Source organism: Parabacteroides provencensis (genome assembly GCF_900232875.1).
GTDB lineage: Bacteria > Bacteroidota > Bacteroidia > Bacteroidales > Tannerellaceae > Parabacteroides > Parabacteroides chinchillae.
In genome coordinates, this window is the sequence record NZ_LT960488.1 from 96,514 (window position 1) to 114,642 (window position 18,129).

12 protein-coding genes and 1 pseudogene are annotated in these 18,129 nt (G+C 39.7%); 6 read left to right on the top strand and 7 right to left on the bottom strand.

The annotated features are described in order from the left end of the window. Positions 1 to 39: 39 nt before the first annotated feature. The 5 genes from CTY47_RS00440 to CTY47_RS00460 all read right to left on the bottom strand — a co-directional run bounded on the left by CTY47_RS00440 (position 40) and on the right by CTY47_RS00460 (position 7,646). Positions 40 to 2,766 carry a BACON domain-containing protein gene (locus CTY47_RS00440; RefSeq protein WP_158228489.1) on the bottom strand — a complete coding sequence of 909 codons (2,727 nt, stop codon included), beginning with the start codon at positions 2,764 to 2,766 and terminating at the stop codon, positions 40 to 42. Positions 2,767 to 2,850: 84 nt separating this feature from the next. Next, a complete protein-coding gene (locus CTY47_RS00445; protein WP_099462919.1) occupies positions 2,851 to 3,888 on the bottom strand; it encodes a FimB/Mfa2 family fimbrial subunit in 1,038 nt (345 codons plus the stop codon). Beyond that, on the bottom strand, positions 3,885 to 5,525 hold the full coding sequence (locus CTY47_RS00450) for a DUF3868 domain-containing protein (protein ID WP_099462920.1): 1,641 nt from the start codon (positions 5,523 to 5,525) through the stop codon (positions 3,885 to 3,887). The genes CTY47_RS00445 and CTY47_RS00450 overlap by 4 nt, the downstream gene beginning before the upstream one ends. 7 nt (positions 5,526 to 5,532) lie before the next feature. After that, complete coding sequence (locus CTY47_RS00455) at positions 5,533 to 6,093, bottom strand: DUF3575 domain-containing protein (RefSeq protein ID WP_099462921.1); 561 nt, start codon at positions 6,091 to 6,093, stop codon at positions 5,533 to 5,535. Positions 6,094 to 6,683: 590 nt separating this feature from the next. Then, positions 6,684 to 7,646 carry a tyrosine-type recombinase/integrase gene (locus CTY47_RS00460; protein WP_099462922.1) on the bottom strand — a complete coding sequence of 321 codons (963 nt, stop codon included), beginning with the start codon at positions 7,644 to 7,646 and terminating at the stop codon, positions 6,684 to 6,686. A gap of 576 nt (positions 7,647 to 8,222) precedes the next feature. Here CTY47_RS00460 and CTY47_RS00465 point away from each other — a divergent pair. Further along, on the top strand, positions 8,223 to 10,391 hold the full coding sequence (locus CTY47_RS00465; RefSeq protein ID WP_199163376.1) for an HsdM family class I SAM-dependent methyltransferase: 2,169 nt from the start codon (positions 8,223 to 8,225) through the stop codon (positions 10,389 to 10,391). Positions 10,392 to 10,397: 6 nt separating this feature from the next. Then, positions 10,398 to 11,837, top strand: coding sequence for a restriction endonuclease subunit S (locus CTY47_RS00470; RefSeq protein WP_099462923.1), 1,440 nt, complete (start codon positions 10,398 to 10,400; stop codon positions 11,835 to 11,837). Between the two features lie 8 nt (positions 11,838 to 11,845). Here CTY47_RS00470 and CTY47_RS17560 read toward each other — a convergent pair. Further along, positions 11,846 to 12,013: pseudogene (locus tag CTY47_RS17560) on the bottom strand (cell filamentation protein Fic); the annotation flags it as partial. Positions 12,014 to 12,274: 261 nt separating this feature from the next. On the opposite strand from CTY47_RS17560, the gene CTY47_RS00480 reads away from it, so the two are divergent. Genes CTY47_RS00480 through CTY47_RS00495 form a run of 4 tightly spaced genes read left to right on the top strand, consistent with a single transcriptional unit; the run spans position 12,275 to position 16,543 of the window. Next, the gene (locus tag CTY47_RS00480; protein WP_099462924.1) at positions 12,275 to 13,531 is read left to right on the top strand and encodes a carboxypeptidase-like regulatory domain-containing protein; all 1,257 of its coding nucleotides are present in this window, start codon (positions 12,275 to 12,277) and stop codon (positions 13,529 to 13,531) included. 54 nt (positions 13,532 to 13,585) lie between these two features. Next, a complete protein-coding gene (locus CTY47_RS00485) occupies positions 13,586 to 14,128 on the top strand; it encodes an RNA polymerase sigma-70 factor (RefSeq protein ID WP_099462925.1) in 543 nt (180 codons plus the stop codon). After that, positions 14,125 to 14,982 (top strand): FecR family protein, encoded by an 858-nt coding sequence (locus CTY47_RS00490; RefSeq protein ID WP_099462926.1) that lies wholly within the window; start codon positions 14,125 to 14,127, stop codon positions 14,980 to 14,982. The genes CTY47_RS00485 and CTY47_RS00490 overlap by 4 nt, the downstream gene beginning before the upstream one ends. Positions 14,983 to 14,992: 10 nt before the next feature. Next, positions 14,993 to 16,543, top strand: coding sequence for an STN and carboxypeptidase regulatory-like domain-containing protein (locus CTY47_RS00495; RefSeq protein ID WP_099462927.1), 1,551 nt, complete (start codon positions 14,993 to 14,995; stop codon positions 16,541 to 16,543). A gap of 288 nt (positions 16,544 to 16,831) precedes the next feature. Here the strand turns inward: CTY47_RS00495 and CTY47_RS00500 are convergent, their stop codons facing one another. Beyond that, positions 16,832 to 18,127: a TolC family protein gene (locus tag CTY47_RS00500; protein WP_099462928.1), complete on the bottom strand. Its 1,296-nt coding sequence runs from the start codon at positions 18,125 to 18,127 to the stop codon at positions 16,832 to 16,834. Between the last annotated feature and the right edge of the window lie 2 nt (positions 18,128 to 18,129).

Sequence of the window (18,129 nt, forward strand, 5' to 3'; positions counted from 1 at the left end):
TATCTGTTTTTATTGTTTATATTTTATCTCTTTTCAAGATTAAGAACCGGCCTGTGTTACTGTAATCGTGTTAGAAACAACCGTATTGTCAGTCGTATTAACCAACTTGATAACAGCTGTACGTTCTGCACCTGTGCTATTTACTTCATCACCACCGGAGGCCATAGAAACTGCCAATTGAGACGTACTATCCAGTGTAGCAGTTAGCCATGTAACAGGAGTAACGTTATCGCTTCCGTCTACAACAGAAACCGTCCAATCCGAAGTATTTTCTACATCGCCACTAACAACTATTGTAGAAATATCTAAACCTGTACCGTCAACAGCAACAGAACCTGTTGCTGTTGCAAAAGACGGAACCGTCTTTCCAGCTGGTTGAGAAACTGCGATTGTTTTTGTCGTGCTTCCTGCTGATTCCGTAACAGTAATAGATGCTGTTTTTGCTTTATAGGTATCATTGGCTGCATCCGGAGCTACAGTAAAGTCGCCATTACCTGTTACAGCAGTATAAGAACCACCTAATGAAAAACCGGTACCTGCCAAAGCAGCAGTCCAAGTGTTTGCCGGGTCTCCCAAGACTACACTGATAGTCTTTGTATCCATTGCAGTTTCGGTAGCTGTGAAGGCAAGAGGTGTTTCATCCACCGTTATAGCCGGGGCAGCAGCAGTACCTGCTTTCTGGGTAATGGTAATTGTTTTGTAAACTTCCGTTGGTTTTGTTGTATTGGCAACCTTCAAAACGGCTGTACGCGGAGTTGTGGTACTGTTAGTAGCAGCTGTTATACCAAAATAGCCATTATTACCATCTACAAGAGTCTTGCTTTTTGAAACAGACAACCAATCACCACCACTTTCAACAGAAACAGTCCATTCAGAAATAGCAACAACCGTTACCTTACGTTCGCCCTCAGTTGTTTGTCCCTCAACGGCAGCATCAATAAAACCGGTTGCAGGAATACTATCCATCTTATAGTTAACAGCATCATCCTTGTCTACCAATGTACCACGCGCAGCCAAACGGATAGAACCGATGTTCTGGGCAGCCTGTTTCACAACGATGTACTGAATCACCTTATCTGCTCCTTCCGGACCGGAGATAGTCATTTTAATAGAGTCTATACGTGCCTGATCCGTCTCATTCTTCTGGGCAACAATCGAGAATGTACCCGAACCTGTACCGGTTTTACCGTCATCATTATTCGTAAAGCCTGCATCTGCCCTTGTCAAAACGGCTTTGTCAGCCAGGTTAAACCAATTTGCGCTCTCTGAAGCTGTCCATGTTGCTCCGTCAGGAACAGTTACATCGATGTTCATAGAGTCCGAAGACATCTTTTCGCCAGAGAAGCTGATCTCGTTGCCGGCAAGCAAAGCACCGGACAAATCGATATAGCTGGAAGCATTAGGAGCCTGTTTTACAATAAGGGGCTGTTTGATAGACGGACGTTTTACGTTTCTCACAATGACAGTTCCTACACGGTCTTCTTTGCTACTTGGATTTGTAGTAAGGGTAACCAATTTGAATGACTTCATTACAGAATCGCCCGGAAGGACAGAGAATGCAATCCAGTCGCAATCGGCCGGCTTAACCAGTTCCCATTCTTCATCGGCAGCAACTTTAATAGTTACAGAATCAGCAGCCGTTTCACCGGTTGTTGCAGCAGGCAAAGAAAGCGTATTGTCGGCAAATGCCTGGCCTGCTTTTAATCCGGCAGCATCAACGCTCAGTTTGATAGTGCCGTGGGTAACATCAGAATTAACCGTATCGCCAACCAGCCAGTCTTTAACTTCCAGGGTAGCGTCCAACGTACCCGAACCTACATTTAAAATACTTAACAAATAACGGTTGTTTGCCAGGACAGGGATCGTGTTTGCATCACTCTGGTTCTTTTTAAACTCTACATTGTAAACCTGAGCCGCACCGGCCAAAGTTTCACCAACCAATGACAATTTGATATTTTGTGTTTCAGCAGCCGTTGCCGGATACATGTAGAATACACTCTTGCTCTCACCATAGTTGCTGTTTTCGTAAGCAGTAAAGTCTATGATAGGAAGGCTTGCCACTATCGTCGGTGTATAAGGAGTAGCTTGTGCAAAAATACTGTTACTACCCGGAATATCTTTCAAGACGATTTCACTAATCTTGAAAGATGATTCTTCACACCAGTTCAACACGTCGAAACGGGCCATACGGCGGGTAAGATGTACCTCCTGGTTTCCAACCAGACCACCTTCCGGCACTGTGATCGTACCTAATTCGGGGAAAGAACCGCTCATCAACAACGGGCAGGCGATATGTCCCTTCAATGTGTTGGTGGCCTTTGCAAGGAAAGCGGTTGTGTCGGTTACGCCCAGTTCCAGGCTATCCAATGACAGGTTGTCGCGGCCGTTGGCTACGAAATAGAACTTTTTCTGTTCACCCGGATAGACTGAGATTGTGGCCTGGTAAGAGGTTCCTACCGGTGTAAGCGTAAACGAGCTGCCGGCTTCGCCGCTTCTGAAGATTTCTTTCAAAATCACAGGCTTAGGATCGGCTTCCAGGGAATCTTCGCCGAACACATAGATGTCGAGCGTTTTCAATTCATTTTCAGCATCTGTTGCCAGTGCTGCGTAAGGCACTACTCCCTGAGCTGTGCCGGGAAATACAAACGTAATCGTCTTTCCGACCGGATTCCCGTTTTCCGGGCCACCGGTGAAAAGAGAATCGTCATCGCTACAAGCCGCCATCATGAGGGAGGCAAGAGCCAATAAATAATACTTCTTTTTCATAACATAAAAATTAATTAATAAATTAGTAAATATGGGGTATGTCCATTCGCCAATATTAACGTCCATATATATCTTACGCATCTCTTATATAAACCCGCCGATACTGCCCCCGTCGTTCCAGTCCATCACCACGGCCGACGAGACGATGATACCCCCCGACGGGTCTACCTCCACCACAAGGTCGAACTCCTGGCGAAGGTTCTCATCCAGGTTGATCTGCATCGTTCGGAAATACTTCCAGAGGTCTATCTCCTTGATGACCGGAGTATCCCCGGCATAAAGGCAGAAAAGGGGATGCGTATCGTTGGTTAGGCGGTATGTGACAAACTCGCCCGACACACTGCCTGTGATTTCCATTTTGACGTCTATACGGTGGTCTACCAATGACTCCATCTTCTGAGGGATATAGTAGAATATACCGGCACGCGTAATACCTACGTCTGATTCACTATAGTAAGATGAAGGGGAACCCTTTATCTCATACTCCGGACTGAATGTGTAAGAAGAAGGCACGTCACGCAAAGTCATGACGAAATTATTCGTATTGGCAGGGGAACGTCCTGTCCATTTTACCATGATATTCAATTTGCAATGGCTATGCACCATATCGACACGCTGACGGCTGACACCACGCTCCCGAACCGAAAATGTGGTGTAACCGTAATACAGCTTTTCTGCATTTTTCTGCCAGTAAGCATATTCCGATTTCATTGTACTGTACGGGTTATCCAGAGAAAGCTGCATATCGGATAGTTTGGTTTTACCTATTACAGACTCATTTACGTGGCTGGCCGTATCTACATTTGCCCAGGTAACCAGTGTGTATTTACCCGGACTCAAAGTGAACTCGCCATACAGAATCTCATTCCTGTCTACCAGGTTATTTACCTGGCGAAGGATACCCGTGTCATCAAAAATAAACTCCTGCATGCTGTGGATATAGTCCGGCAACACGTTAGCCGTTCCGCTACCTGTGTACCAATACTCCAGACGGACGTTGTAACGACACTCCTCCAACTCGCCATCCAGGCTGCAAGAAGCCACGAGGAGAAGCAAGAACAGGGCGCAGATGAACGCAGACAAGAGGCGTTTTAAGTTGATATGAACAGACCGGATTCTCATCGTTTCACCTCCAATCTTAACAAGTTCTCCCTCGCTTTCGGGGCATCAACCGCCAATGCCTTGCGGAAGTAATACTCAGCCTCGGCACGGTTACCCTCGATAAAGCATAAGACGCCATAATTATTATAGGTCAATGGGTTATCCTTAAAACGATCCAGATACATACGGGCAGACTTTGTATCGCCCACCAAAAGAACGGCGGCGGCAGCATTGACGCTGGCGGTAACGTCGTCAGGGTAAAGGTTAGCGGCTATCTCGTAAACCTCACGGAACTGCGTAGTGCCGGGACGGTAAAAATGGGACACGCTCATGATCTCCTCCAAGCTGAGCAAATCCGGATGGGTATAAAGCAGTTGGGAAGCTTCACGGTCACTGACATTCCTTACCTCGTAAGCAACCATCAACTCGATTCGCCGAAGTTTGGGAAAATATTTTTTTAACAGCTCCCTATAAGGAACACCGCCGTCCAGTTCCATCAGGTAACGCTCCCTGCCCTCGAAAATCCCATAATTGTCGATGATGAAACCTACCGCCTTTTTATAGGGCAAGCCCGATGAATCCACCAGGCGACGCAGGCCCTCCCAATCCTCACCAACCCAAGAGGTGAGCAAAGGGCAAGCCTGCAATTCGTAATGCCCGCTGAGGTACTTTTTGAAACCCTCGCTACGATGCTTTGACAGGGATTCATTATCGTAATAAGCTCCGTCGGGAGATGAATAACCCGTGATCTGGATATGGCGGAAACGGGCCATATCATTCTGCAACAAGGGTTGCAACAAATCATCTATTTTAGACAATTCTCCTTTATTATTGCCAAACGAAGGATCGACTACCGAAACGCCCTTGGGATAATCGATATAAGCCGTAGCCGAAGATGTACGGACTTTAACGGCCTCTTCCTTGGGGATCAGGTAATTTACCATATCCGAAAATGCGGAACTCTCCACCTCGCGGATGACGCGGACTGCCGGTACAGAAGCCAATGCCGGCGGCTGAACGCCTGGCTGGGAACAAGGAGGAGTTAAATTGATATCCTTTGTCAAAACATCCGTAGCCAGAACCGATTCCGTACAACAATCTTTACTTATCTGGCGCAAAAGCAAGGAAGAATGCTCCATCCAAGAAGCATAAGGTATACTCACGCGGTAACGCAAATTATAACTGCTGCCACGTTTAACACCCACCCAAACATGGTAAGGCTCCTGGCCGCGGCGGGCAGGATCGACCGTTTCCTCACGACGGTCGAAGCGTGCACGCTGGCTACCGGACAATACAACAGGAGGCAAAACGACGCGTTTACCTTTATAATGCAACTCGGGGACAAGGCTTAATGACTGCTCGGAAGGTATACGGATGCCATGGGCAACGATCTTTAAGTCGATACGGACACTATCGTCCCTCACTGCCATTTGCTGGGGGATAATACGGATACCGATCTCCGAACCCGATACCGTCTTCTTGGAATCGGCATGTATTATTGTTGGAGAACTCAAAAGTAAGGCTATGAGCAGTATTATAGCACGCAGATGACACAGACAGCCACAGATAGACGCAGATAGATGTCCTTCAAAAAGAAATCTGCGCAAATCTGTATGATCTGTGTCATCTGCGTGCCATAATACTATATATATTCCCATATCTTTATCAATGTATCAGGTAGATTATCGAAACCCCCAACTTGGTGGGGCCGTAATAATGGCGCTTGTAACGGCCCATCAACTCCGCACATTCCGCACATACATATTTATTATATTCCATATAAGCGTAACCCACCCCCAAGCTGAGTTCCAAACCCCAACGACGGCCGATAGCGAAATGGTAACCATACGAAACACCGCCACCGTAAAAGTTACCGCGGTACGTATATTTATCCAGATCGGGAATGAAAGGGATCTGACCTACATTGTATTTTGCCCAATGGCCATGGACTCCGAAAAAATGACCCTCGAAAGACTTACAAGGCCAAAAACGAAACTCGGGCTGGACCAGGACGTGGCGAAGACTCATCCCATCAGGGAAAAATGTCCAGGAATTGTAATTGCCCGAAACATCCAAAGAAAACTTACGGCCTAACGCAACCTCTAACCCCAGGTTCGGCGTGGTAGTTGCCAAATAAGCTAAATTTGTCTTTATAGCTAACTTCTGAGCATGGACATCAACGACGCTAGCTACACTGAATATGATCAATAATAGAACTCTAATCATTTTATATTCTTTTTCTTAAAAAGAAATTTTCTCGCTTCATTAATGTCTCTTATTTATGAAATAAGAGACATTTGAAACAAAACTCTGATTAAAAGCACTATAGCGCCAAACAGAAAAGATTTTTATATAAATACAACCCAAACATCAGACCAGTTTGATTTAGTCACACAGGTTGTATTTTATAGTGTAAACAGAATATTGGTAAAGACTTAAAAAAATGAAAAATATTGAGTAATCAAATACAAAATATTGATCTATTTTGCAAAAAAAAGAAGCCGCATTAAATATTTATTTACACAAAACAAACTGACTGGAAGAGAAAAAGATGTGAATGGCTGTTAAGCGCATAGAGGGGCTAGCCCGTGGTGTACCCGAAAAGTAGAATTATCATAGATTTAAGCTAACACTTAACCGGTTTCACAGGTAAAAACTATAAAAAAGAACCTTTTTTAACCTTTTACGCCTAAAAATCCCGTTGATATATTTTTACATTTAATTTTTATATCTATCTTCGCGACATATATCCGTTTGCAGGGTAAAAATCGGACTCTTTTTTGAGTTTTTGTGAGAATATAAATGGTGTATGTCTCTTATTTCATAAATAAGGGACATTCTTTATTTTGCGTTATGACAAGATGGTCAAGGTCTTTGACTATCCGCATATTTGTTTTATTTAAAACAGACTGATCCAGGCTGTTCAGGTAATAACGCGTTGTCTTTTCCGAAGTATGTCCTAATGCTTCACCTATCACTGCCATAGGAGTATTCTGGCGTTTGGCCTCCATAGCCCACGTGTGGCGGGCTGAATAAGATGTCAGTTTAACCGGAAGATGCAACAGCAGCGAAATCTTTTCCAAACGGCGGTTATAAGATTTCAATGCAGAACGGTACTCTGTATAGGAAGCATCTTCACTTTTTAAAATAGGAAACAGGAAATTACCCACACCTTGTCCTTTATACTTATTTATTATAGCCAACATACCCCGGGTCAAACCAACACTGATACGGACATTGGTTTTATTACGGTAATAGACCAGCGTATCCCCCTGGATATTGTCCCATGTAAGATAAGCCAGGTCTATAAAAGGAATGCCGCAGGCCAGGACACAAAAGAGAAAAAGATCAAGGGCAAACATCAACTTGCTATCTGAAATCCTGAACCGTATCATTTTTTCTATATCCTCAAAGCGGATAGACTGTTTGCCCGTACGTACGGGACGGATACGAAGGCTACGGAAAGGCATTACATTCCCGTCTGCCAATCCTTCGCCAACAGCATTGTTATACATCGAACGGAGACAATTAAGATAAGTACTGACGGTATTCGGCCGCAAGCGCATTTTACCAAGGTAGTCCTCATACTCACGCATCAATTTAGGCGTTAGCCGGCTAAATAATAGCTTATCGGTTCCGGTAAAGCCCATAAAACGGGAACAGGCGCTTCGGTAAATACGTGCAGTACCTTCACGCTGGTTGCCATGAAGCAACTCGCAACAATGCTCCATATACGAAAAAGCATCGGTTTTCTGCTTAGATAGTTTTTCTGTCTTCATAATTCTCAATTAAAATCATAGTTTTTTTGGTAGCGCCCACCTGGCGCATAATCCTCAGATTCTGTTATTAACAAAAGAAAGCATTTTTTTGTTCTAAAACACCTATTCAGTAAAAAAATCATCCCGATGATTTTTTAATTTCATCGGGATGGTTTTGAAAAATGATCGGGATGGTTTTGAAGACAGCCCATAGGCAATTGGTTCGAAGAACTATTCGAAGATTAAGCAGAACATACGCCGCCCGGTACAACTGCAACAGAGGCAGGTTGTCACGCATGAAGAAACCATTGAAGCCCTGCAAGTCAAGATACAGACAATACAGACCGCCGAAAACTGACGCTCAAAATCAACGGGCAACCCATCGGGGAGTGGATCAAAGAATAGTTCGGCAAACTTCGACAGACTACAAGACCGCATATAAAACCCGCTCCACTCACGACTAAGAAAGGGCAAAGAATATAAGCCTCTGCAAAGCTGGAAAAGGTAAGAGCAATAGTTCGATATTTTTTAGACTTTCATGGACTGTTATGGAAATAATAGTTATCTTTGTTCTCAAGAATAATTAATTTAGAGAGCATGAAAACATTTAGCGAGTGCAAAAACGAGTATAACTCTACTTATCAGAGTATTGCTGAAATAGATTGCTTCTTACCGATACACTTATCATACGGATTAAAAAAGCAAATAAAAAATAAGTCTGGACATCCGAATGAGGAGTTCTACAAATGGCAGTTTTTCTATTCACTTATACATTCGGGAATGTATGGAAAAGATTATATGGGTGCAGAAATTCAATTTCCAAAAGGGAATATCAGTTCCGCTCCTATTAGGTTTGATGGAGCCATATTTGATGATAAAGATTGGATTGACCATTACACAAAGTTTCATGCATCAAAAGATCAAAGTTCTTTAGATTGGCTTCGTAAACATTTAATCGCTGTTATTGAGTTTAAAAAAGAAAATGGGAAAAATACAGAGGCCGTATGGAATCAGCAATTAAAACCTGCTCTCAAAGAAAGCGAAAACGACTTCTGCTTAGGGATACTATATGATACAGAAAGGCTCTTTCTGTTTAAGAAACAGGGTAATTATTTTTTAAGATTAGATGATGGATATAACCTTAAAAAAGAGCAGAGTAGTACAAAAGACTTGTCTATTCATCTTGCTGATGGTTATTACAAAATTCCGTCTTTTGAGCAATTAAAGCAACGCATATATAATCCTCCCATTGATCGAAGCAAGCGCACTATTAATGAGTTAGAGATTATTACGGGTGCATATAGTTCTCAATTATCAGATGGCATCTCCAATATCCTAAAAACAATGGATAAAGTGAGCCTGAAGAATCAACGAGGATATGAAATATTAATTCAGATATTAGCTTTAAAAATATTTGATGAAAAACGCAGTCAAAAAAATTACGCTTATTTAGAGTTCTACAAATCGGACGAAGAAAAGGCAAAATCAGATCTCCTTTTTTTTGTTACTCCAGAGGAGCGTAACTATATTAATCTTTCGGACGATAAAGTTATATCATTTGTAGAAAGAATGAGAGCTCTATATAATGAGGCTTCCCAAGAATATCATTTTATATTAAATAGAGTTGATACACAGACGATAACATGGGAAAAAGAAGAGCACGTCAGAACTATTGCCGAAATCGTTGAGCAGTTCCAGGACTATAGCTTTGTAAAATCACATAAAACCGATTTATACCAGATCGTATTTTATAAGTTTGCAAGCGAATTTTCAAAAGCGGATAAAGGGCAATTTGTAACTCCTATTCCTTTGATTGATTTTCTTGTTCGTATCGTAAATCCCCGTAATGATGAAAGAGTAATTGACCCAACAGCAGGGATTGCTGATTTTCTATCGGTAGCATATGTTAATTCTCATTCAAAATTAGATGATAAAAATATCTATGGGTTAGATAACGATGAGCAGATGATCATGTTAGCTCAATTGAATATGTTATTGAATGGAGATGGTAACTCAATCTTAAAATACAAGCCGGACAAAGGTTCTATTGTTTGGAAATTTGATGACCGTGACAACTTGGTTGAATTAAATCCCAAATTGCATAAAAACGGGAACTGGGATAATTGGAGAGATGGCACAAAACTTAAAAAATTTGATGTCGTACTAACTAATCCTCCATTTGGCAAGGGTCGTAAGTACATCCCTGCCTCTCAGCATGATAGGGATATTATTGAAATGTATGAATTGTGGGATGTTGCAAGAGGAGGTAATGGGATTGATTTGGGGCTCGTTTTTTTAGAAAATGCCTACCGCATATTAAAGGATAATGGACGTATGGGTATTGTTATTTCCAATTCAATAGCATCAATTGATGAATTTGAGAAGGCTCGTGAATGGTTATTATCTAAAATGAGAATTGTTGCCTGTTTTGATATGCCGGCCAATGTATTTGCCGAAACAGGAGTTATAACGACTATTATTGTTGCTTATAAACCCAAACCTAAAGAGCTTGAAAGACTGATCAAACAAAACTATCAAATTTTCATGAAAGACATTACAAATGTCGGCTATAAAGTCAGTACAGATGATAGAGTAAAGCGATTCGACCCTATTTATAAAAGGAACATCGAGACATTCGACATTGAAATAGATGAAGAAGGCCAACCCATATTAGATGAAGATTTTAATGATACAGTACGAGATTTTAAGGCTTGGTGCTTAAGCCAAGAAGAAACGTTGAAAGACCTTTTTATTAAAGAAAAATAAGCGACTATGTCATCATTCATTACAACAAAATATCAAAATGTGATTGATGGGAAATTTCAATTATCTCCTTCGATGCACAAAATATTCATTACTCCTAATTCCAATACAAAAACTGTACGAGATTTCTTGAGCAGAGATTTACTTCGTACTGATTTAGGAACAGAAGTGGGCTCGATAAATTACGTGAAAGGTTCATTAAAATATTTCATTAAGACTAAAGCACTTCAATCTCATACATATTTACCCCTTTTTTCTAATGAAAGCGTAGAGAGTATTCATCCAGCATCTTTCATTAATCATAATTTACGGAAAGGAGATATTATCATATCAAAAGATAGTAATATTGGAGAGGTTATTATATTAGATAAAGACTATCCTAATCATATGCTTTCCGGTGCATTATACAAATTGCCCATAGTTACTAATAAACTCTATTTATTGGCATTTTTAAAGCATAAGTTTTTTAGAGAACAATTAGATAGCATTGTGCCTAAAGGAGTTACAATCAGGCATGCGGGCACAAAATTTTTAGATTGTAAGATTCCTCTACCAAACAAAAATATAGAAGAAACAACGAAACATGTAGAATCGTTAATGCAACTCATTATTGATTGTGAGATTGAAATTCAAACTAAATATACAAAAATAAACAATTTAATTGAAGAAGAATTATTTGCAGGACAATCAGGCTCTATATTTAAATACCAATATCCCACTTATAATGACACCATTCAGAATAGACGGTTAGATACAGGAATGTATTCAGAGCAATTTCAAAGAATAGATTTTGCCATAAAAAATTATCGTCTTGGATATTATTATATCGAATCATCAAAATTAAAAAGTGGCAATACTCCTTTAGTTAGACATATTGGCAATGAAGAAACATTAAAATATCGATGGATAACACCCACAAATTGTTCTGATGTTGGCTATATATTAATAGATGAGCGTATCAACATGCTTACAAAGAACAATATCAATGAAAATGCAATGCTCCTTATCAATAGAACATCAAGAGGTGGAATTGGAGAATATGTAGGAATAGCAACATTCTATGATATTGCAGAACATGGGAAAGGTCATCACAATCAAGGCATATATAGAGTAATTGGGTATGAAAATAACGATCTAATCTTTATGACATGCTTTATGAATAGCCAAATTATGAGGAAATATTGTTCTTCAATCTGCGTTGGATCCAAAATGAAAGAAATAAAGCTAAATCAGTTTTTAAATATTCCTTTCCCGAGATTTAAGGAAGATACAAAGACCCAAGTGATAAAACTATTCATGAACGACGTTGAAATATCTGACTTCAACGATCTATTAAACATTAGTAAATCATTATCTAATATAGGTGTTTATAAACTTCACTCTCTATTAGTTATACTTAAATCACAACTTGACAAGAGGTTAAATGCAATTGTAAATGATATTTGCTAACTGAACATTTCCAACTGTTCATTGATAAATATGTAGGCAATATGGCGGCTAATGCCCGACTTATCAATGCCGAACAATTGTGCCATTACCTTCTGTGTAAACCAAATGGTCTCGTCTTTTATTATTACCTGTACCTTTCCCTCTTCGTCCGGCAAGTGATAAAGCAGGAATTGTATTCGATAGCTTAATTTGTTTTAGTATTCTTGCAGATGAAAAGGGTTACTTGAAAGTAATACACAACAGGATATTGCAACAAGCACAGTTGCCAACCCATTATCTCAAAATGAGTATTCCTCCCAAAGCCTTTATAATAAAGCGATAAGAAATTTATTCCAGAATTTCTATTAAATTCCTATATTTTTTGATAGGGTTTTTATATCCTGAGCGATCCTATTAGTACAAAGAGGTTCTAATATTCACTTTAAATTAATACGGATATGAAAACGTTATGTAAACAAATAGTAGAATGTATTATTATTCTCCTGATACTTTCAGGTACATCTTCGCTAAATGCACAAGATAACAGTGGAGAATATATTACCATCAGTGGTGTTGTGAAAGATAAAAACACAAAGAAACGACTGGAATATGTTAATGTAACTATTCCGGGCAGTAATATCGGGACAGTTACCAACGGTGACGGAGAATTCCTGGTAAAAGTCAATAATTTTGTCGTATCCAAAAATGTGGAAATTTCCCACATCGGATATAACAACTACATTATTCCCGTAAAAAACCAGAGCATTTCCGATGTTACGGTATGGCTGTCGCCTAATGCAAATGTATTGCGTGAAGTGATCATTCATGCACAAGATCCCCGTTCTTTAGTAGAAGCCGCCATCAGCAAAATTTCGTCGAACTACAGTCCTAAAAGTAATCTATTTACCGGCTTTTACCGGGAAACTGCCCAAAAAGGGCGCCGCTACATCAATATATCGGAAGCAATCATAGACATCTACAAAACATCTTATGAGGAAAGGGTTGATAAGGATCGCGTACAAATATTCAAAGGACGCAAATTATTGAGTCAGAAACAAAGCGACACTTTAGTGGTCAAGTTGCTTGGTGGCCCTAATCTATCAGTATATGCCGATGTTGCAAAAAATCCGGACATTTTACTTGATCTTGAATCACTACCCTATTATTCTTTCCGAATGGAAGAAAGCACAACAATAGATAATCGTCCTCATTATGTAATTAATTTCCAACCACAAGCCATATTGCCATACGCTTTATATTACGGCAAGCTTTATATCGATAAAGAAAACCTGGCATTCAGCCGGGCGGAATTCAACCTTAGTATGGATGACAGAAATAAGGCCACCCGCGCCATTCTAAAGAAAAAGCCGTTCGGGCTTCGTTTCAAACCGCTGGAAGTTTCTTTCCTCGTTACATACAAGCAAAGAAACAACATCAGCTATCTGAGCTATATCCGGAATGAAGTGCGGTTTAAATGCGATTGGAAACGGAAATTATTCTCTACCAATTATACTATTTTATCCGAAATGGTAGTAACCGACGGCAAAGAACAAAAAGAAGGCATTCCTTACAAAGTAGCATTCAAATCCAACCAATCGCTATCCGACAAAGTAGAAGATTTTATGGATGAAGACTTCTGGGGAGCTTACAACATCATAGAACCAACAGAATCATTAGAATCGGCCGTTTATAAGCTGAAAAAACAACATGATTAATATCTTGCTATCTTTTTCGTATATTTGAAAAAGTTTACCACTAAAAATGCGGTTATGCTGAACGACTTACTTGTACTTGCCAAGATTAAAGAAGGAAACATTAAAGCTTTCGAAAGTATTTTCAGGCTTTACTATTCGCCTCTCTGCCTGTACGCCGCCAGCATAACCGGACAAACAGATACCGCGGAAGAGATAGTACAGGATTTATTTTATACATTTTGGAAAGAACGGGAAAAGCTCCAGCTATTCCACTCGGTCAAAAGTTATTTATATGGTGCCGTGCGAAACCGTTCCTTGCAAGTGCTGAAACATCAGGAGGTAAGAAACCGGTATAAAGAAGTTCTCTTGTCGAAAGAAGAAAACAGTACGTCTTCCCCGCAAGAATTGTTAGAATACAAAGAACTCCAAGATTTAATCAACCGGACACTCTATCGATTACCCGAACGCAGGATGCAAATTTTCAGGATGCATCGTTTTGGCGGTATGAAATACACGGAAATAGCAACAGCTCTTTCTATCTCTATAAAAACAGTTGAAGCGGAAATGACAAAAGCGCTTCATGCACTTCGTAAAGAAATTGAAAGTTATACAACATGAAACAACAAACAAATAAAAATATCAGTAAAACAGACAAAGCCTGGAACCAGCTATATTCAAGGCTCCAACAAGACGGACTGCTTACGGATACTGCCGAAAAAAAACGGAATGTTATCTTTTCGGTAAGGAATACAGGATGGGCGGCAGCCATTCTACTACTATTCATATCTGCAACCGTTGCGCTATTGACAAATCGTTCTGCCAGTCCTGAGCCTGCGTTATTTACTTTGCAAAACAAACAAGATGCAACGGTTTTAGTTAAAACACTGGAAGACGGTTCTATTATCTATCTGGCAGACAATTCCCAGATACAATACCCGGAACATTTCGCTACCGACAAAAGAACCGTATCTTTAAAAGGTAACGCTCTTTTCAACGTAAGCGGTAATAAAGAACGTCCTTTCCTGATCGAAACCGAAGATATGCAAATAGAAGTAATAGGTACTGCTTTCAACGTAAAAAACAGCAATAATAAGTTATTTGAATTATCTGTCCAGCATGGCACGGTAAAAGTAACTTACAGGCAGAATAACGAAAGTGTGTTTGTAAATGCCGGAGAAACAGCAACCCTCCTTTCGCGCCGTTTACAAATAAGTAAAACACAAGACCTGGGACAGTTTGCCCGGTATACAAAACAAATGCAATTCAAAGACGAGCGGCTGGCAGACATTCTGCAAGTTGTCAATCAGGCAAATCCGGGAATATCCATAGAGACAACCCCGTCGATGAAAGAACATCGCCTGACTGTCCGTTTCATAAACAACTCGCCGGAAGAAATTGCCCAACTGATATGTGCAGCTTTAAATCTAAAATATACACGTGAAAAGAATATAGTATTCATTTCCGAACCCTAATTTTACGATCATGATAAAATGGGAAGCATCATACATTATTTGCTTCTTCCTGCTATTTATATCATTACCTATGCAGGCAGACGGAAATGATATGCTTGACCGGAAAATAATCCTTTCAAAACAAAAAGGTACAATATACCAATTACTGGAAGAAGTTTCAGAACGTTCTGAATTCTTATTCATATACGATAGCAAAATTATAGATAATGAAAAGAGGATAAAATTAAAAAAGAAAGAATATACAATCAGGGAAGCTATTTATGCCATTACAGGAAACAACAAAATCCAAATGCAAATTATCGGCAATCATATTCTACTATCCCTTCCGTCAAAAACAAACACGACTACTTCCACACCCATAGTTACGCCGGTAATTAAAGACAGCACTTATTTCGACATTGGAGGAGTTTTACAAGACCATTATTCCAAAGAACCTATTTCTTTCGGAACTATAAGCGTAAAAGAAAATCCTATCGGAACAATAAGCAATCAGAATGGGGAATTCAGGCTCCGGCTCCCCGACTCACTCCGGCAATCGACAATTCATTTTTCACATATAGGCTACGAACCTCAGGAAGTAAGAAGTGAAATTCTTATAGATAAATACAACACGCTAGCACTCGAACCGAAAGTTATTCCAATACAAGAAGTTGTCATCCGTTTGGTAAATCCGGTCAAACTAATCCAGGAAATGCTGGATAAAAGAAAATCCAATTATACGAACCAATCCGTTTATTTAACAACATTCTATAGAGAAGGTGTAGAGCATAAAAAGAAACTGGCCAATCTTACGGAAGCTATATTTAAAGTGTACAAAACACCTTATAATATACAGCATAGCGACCAGGTCAAATTATTAAAAATGCACAGGATCAGTAATGAGCAAGACCATGATTCTCTTATCGCCAAAATAAAATCGGGTATCAATGCGTGCCTCACATTGGATGTTGTTAAAAACCTGCCCGACTTTCTCACTTTAGACGAAGAAAACCTGTACACATACGCGCACACTGATATTACCGTTATTGATAACAGATTGGCAAATGTCATTTCTTTCGAACAAAAAAATAACATAAGCGGACCTTTATACAAAGGTGAAATTTATATCGATGCGGAAAACTATGCCCTGCTCCGTGTGTTTTTCGAATATAATCCCAAATACATCAAAGATGCAGCCAACATGTTTATACGAAAAAAAAGTAAAGGACTTAAAATCATACCTCAAAAAGTTTCGTATACGATAACTTATAAATCATGGAATGAAACATATTATATCAATCATGTAAAAGGCGATTTATACTTTAAAATTAAGAAAAGAAAATCACTTTTTAACACAAATAATCTTCATACATGGTTCGAAATGGTGACTTGTAAAACGGATACTTCCGACGTAAAACGTTTTGTAAAGAACGAAATACTCCCTACCCGCACCATTTTTGGGGAAACAAATTTCATATATGATGAAAACTTTTGGGGAAATTTTAATATCATCTTACCCGAAGAAAAGTTATATGAAGCCATAAGTAAAATATCGTCAAAGATAGAAGAGACAGGCTATTAGCTCTAATAAATCATAAAGCGAGCCTTTTCTCAAAGGCTCGCTTTATAGGTTTTTAATAGGTATTAGTCTTTAAGGCAAAAAGATTGTTTAGGTTATCTGCATGCAAAGATGCGCCATTTAATAAAACTGAGCAAATAAAAAAAGATATTATACAACACATTTTTAAAATTATCGAAACATCTTCGCTGCTAATGCAATATTTTAACATTTAGACAGGGCAAAGATAAAATAAAAAGAGATTACCTCAAACAGAGGCAATCTCTTTTCAATATCCATTTAAACCAAAATTTACTGCAAACGGCGCAGTCCTATTGCTTTATTATATTGCGCTAAAGAAGCCTTTTGCTGATACCAGGTCTGAATCAAACTGCTATAAGACTGAATCCACGATAATTGGGCAGAAAGCACATCCAAAATAGGAAGTTTACCTTCATTATAACTAAATGTATTCAAATCCAGGTTTTCTTCGGCAATCTTGCATGCTTCTTCCGCTACAGTTATTTGCTTCGTATTCTCCTTCAAACTGGTCCAGGCATTAGCCACTTCATTTGCTATCTGATCGCGTGTATTATCCATTGCATATTCCTTGCTGCGAAGAAGTGCCTTTTGAGAGTTTACCTCTTTAAAACGTGCTCCCCAATGAAACAATGGAATCTTCAATGAGGCAAACACTGCCGGAGTCCAAAGTAAGTCGGAACCTTTCACATTCAACATAGGGGTTCCCCAGCTACCTTGGAATCCTATTGCCAGTGTCGGATTATATTTAGCCTTCGACAAATTAATCTGACGTTTTTGATACTCAATATCCAATTGGGTAATTGTATATTCCGGACGGTTACGCAAAGCAACATCCTCGCCCACCTGCAAAGGCAGCATCTGATACATTGTAATGGAATCCGTCACTATTATCGGAGCCATAGGAGAAACACCCATTAAAGAATTCATATTCTGCAACGCAATCTGATAATCCTTGTATGCCGAACTCTTATTAAGCTCCGCTTCCTTCAGCCGCGACTCTACCTGCAATAAATCCGTTTTACTGATCTGGCCGTCATTAAAACGGATAGTCAGCACATTTGCCAATTCCTGAACTATATCCACATATTGGCACATAACCTCATACATTCCTTTGCGAGCAGCTGCCGACCAATAGTTCAGGTCGGCTGTATAGATTATATTATCCGTAGTTAATTCTTCCGCCTGTGATGCAATCTCGCCCTGTACCTGTGCAGCTTTATAGTTATTATAAATCTGCCCGCCTGCATAGATAGGCTGGTTTACGGTTGCACCCAGACTATAGGTATTATGATCCATTTCTATTCCGGGTATTCCGTCTCCCATTCCCAGTTCATATTTATTAATACGATACTGGTAGTTACCGGAAAAATCCACTGCCGGAAAAAATGCCGTCTTAGCAGCTTTTACAGCATGCTGCATAGCTATTCTTTCTTCCGCACTTTGCTTTATCTGACGGCTGTATTCAAGAACACGTTGTTTATACTCTTCTATCGAAAACCGGCCATCCTGTGCTTTTACAGACAAAGCTCCCAATAGTAAACAACCTATTATTATTTTATTTCTCATAT

Bases quoted from the DNA above. Each gene is read 5' to 3' on its own strand.
- CTY47_RS00485 (WP_099462925.1), top strand. From the start codon at position 13,586: ATGCTGAACGACTTACTTGTACTTGCCAAGATTAAAGAAGGAAACATT.
- CTY47_RS00495 (WP_099462927.1), top strand. From the start codon at position 14,993: ATGATAAAATGGGAAGCATCATACATTATTTGCTTCTTCCTGCTATTT.
- CTY47_RS00445 (WP_099462919.1), bottom strand. From the start codon at position 3,888: ATGAGAATCCGGTCTGTTCATATCAACTTAAAACGCCTCTTGTCTGCG.
- CTY47_RS00490 (WP_099462926.1), top strand. From the start codon at position 14,125: ATGAAACAACAAACAAATAAAAATATCAGTAAAACAGACAAAGCCTGG.
- CTY47_RS00450 (WP_099462920.1), bottom strand. From the start codon at position 5,525: ATGGGAATATATATAGTATTATGGCACGCAGATGACACAGATCATACA.
- CTY47_RS00500 (WP_099462928.1), bottom strand. From the start codon at position 18,127: ATGAGAAATAAAATAATAATAGGTTGTTTACTATTGGGAGCTTTGTCT.
- CTY47_RS00480 (WP_099462924.1), top strand. From the start codon at position 12,275: ATGAAAACGTTATGTAAACAAATAGTAGAATGTATTATTATTCTCCTG.
- CTY47_RS00465 (WP_199163376.1), top strand. From the start codon at position 8,223: ATGAAAACATTTAGCGAGTGCAAAAACGAGTATAACTCTACTTATCAG.
- CTY47_RS00470 (WP_099462923.1), top strand. From the start codon at position 10,398: ATGTCATCATTCATTACAACAAAATATCAAAATGTGATTGATGGGAAA.
- CTY47_RS00440 (WP_158228489.1), bottom strand. From the start codon at position 2,766: ATGAAAAAGAAGTATTATTTATTGGCTCTTGCCTCCCTCATGATGGCG.
- CTY47_RS00460 (WP_099462922.1), bottom strand. From the start codon at position 7,646: ATGAAGACAGAAAAACTATCTAAGCAGAAAACCGATGCTTTTTCGTAT.
- CTY47_RS00455 (WP_099462921.1), bottom strand. From the start codon at position 6,093: ATGATTAGAGTTCTATTATTGATCATATTCAGTGTAGCTAGCGTCGTT.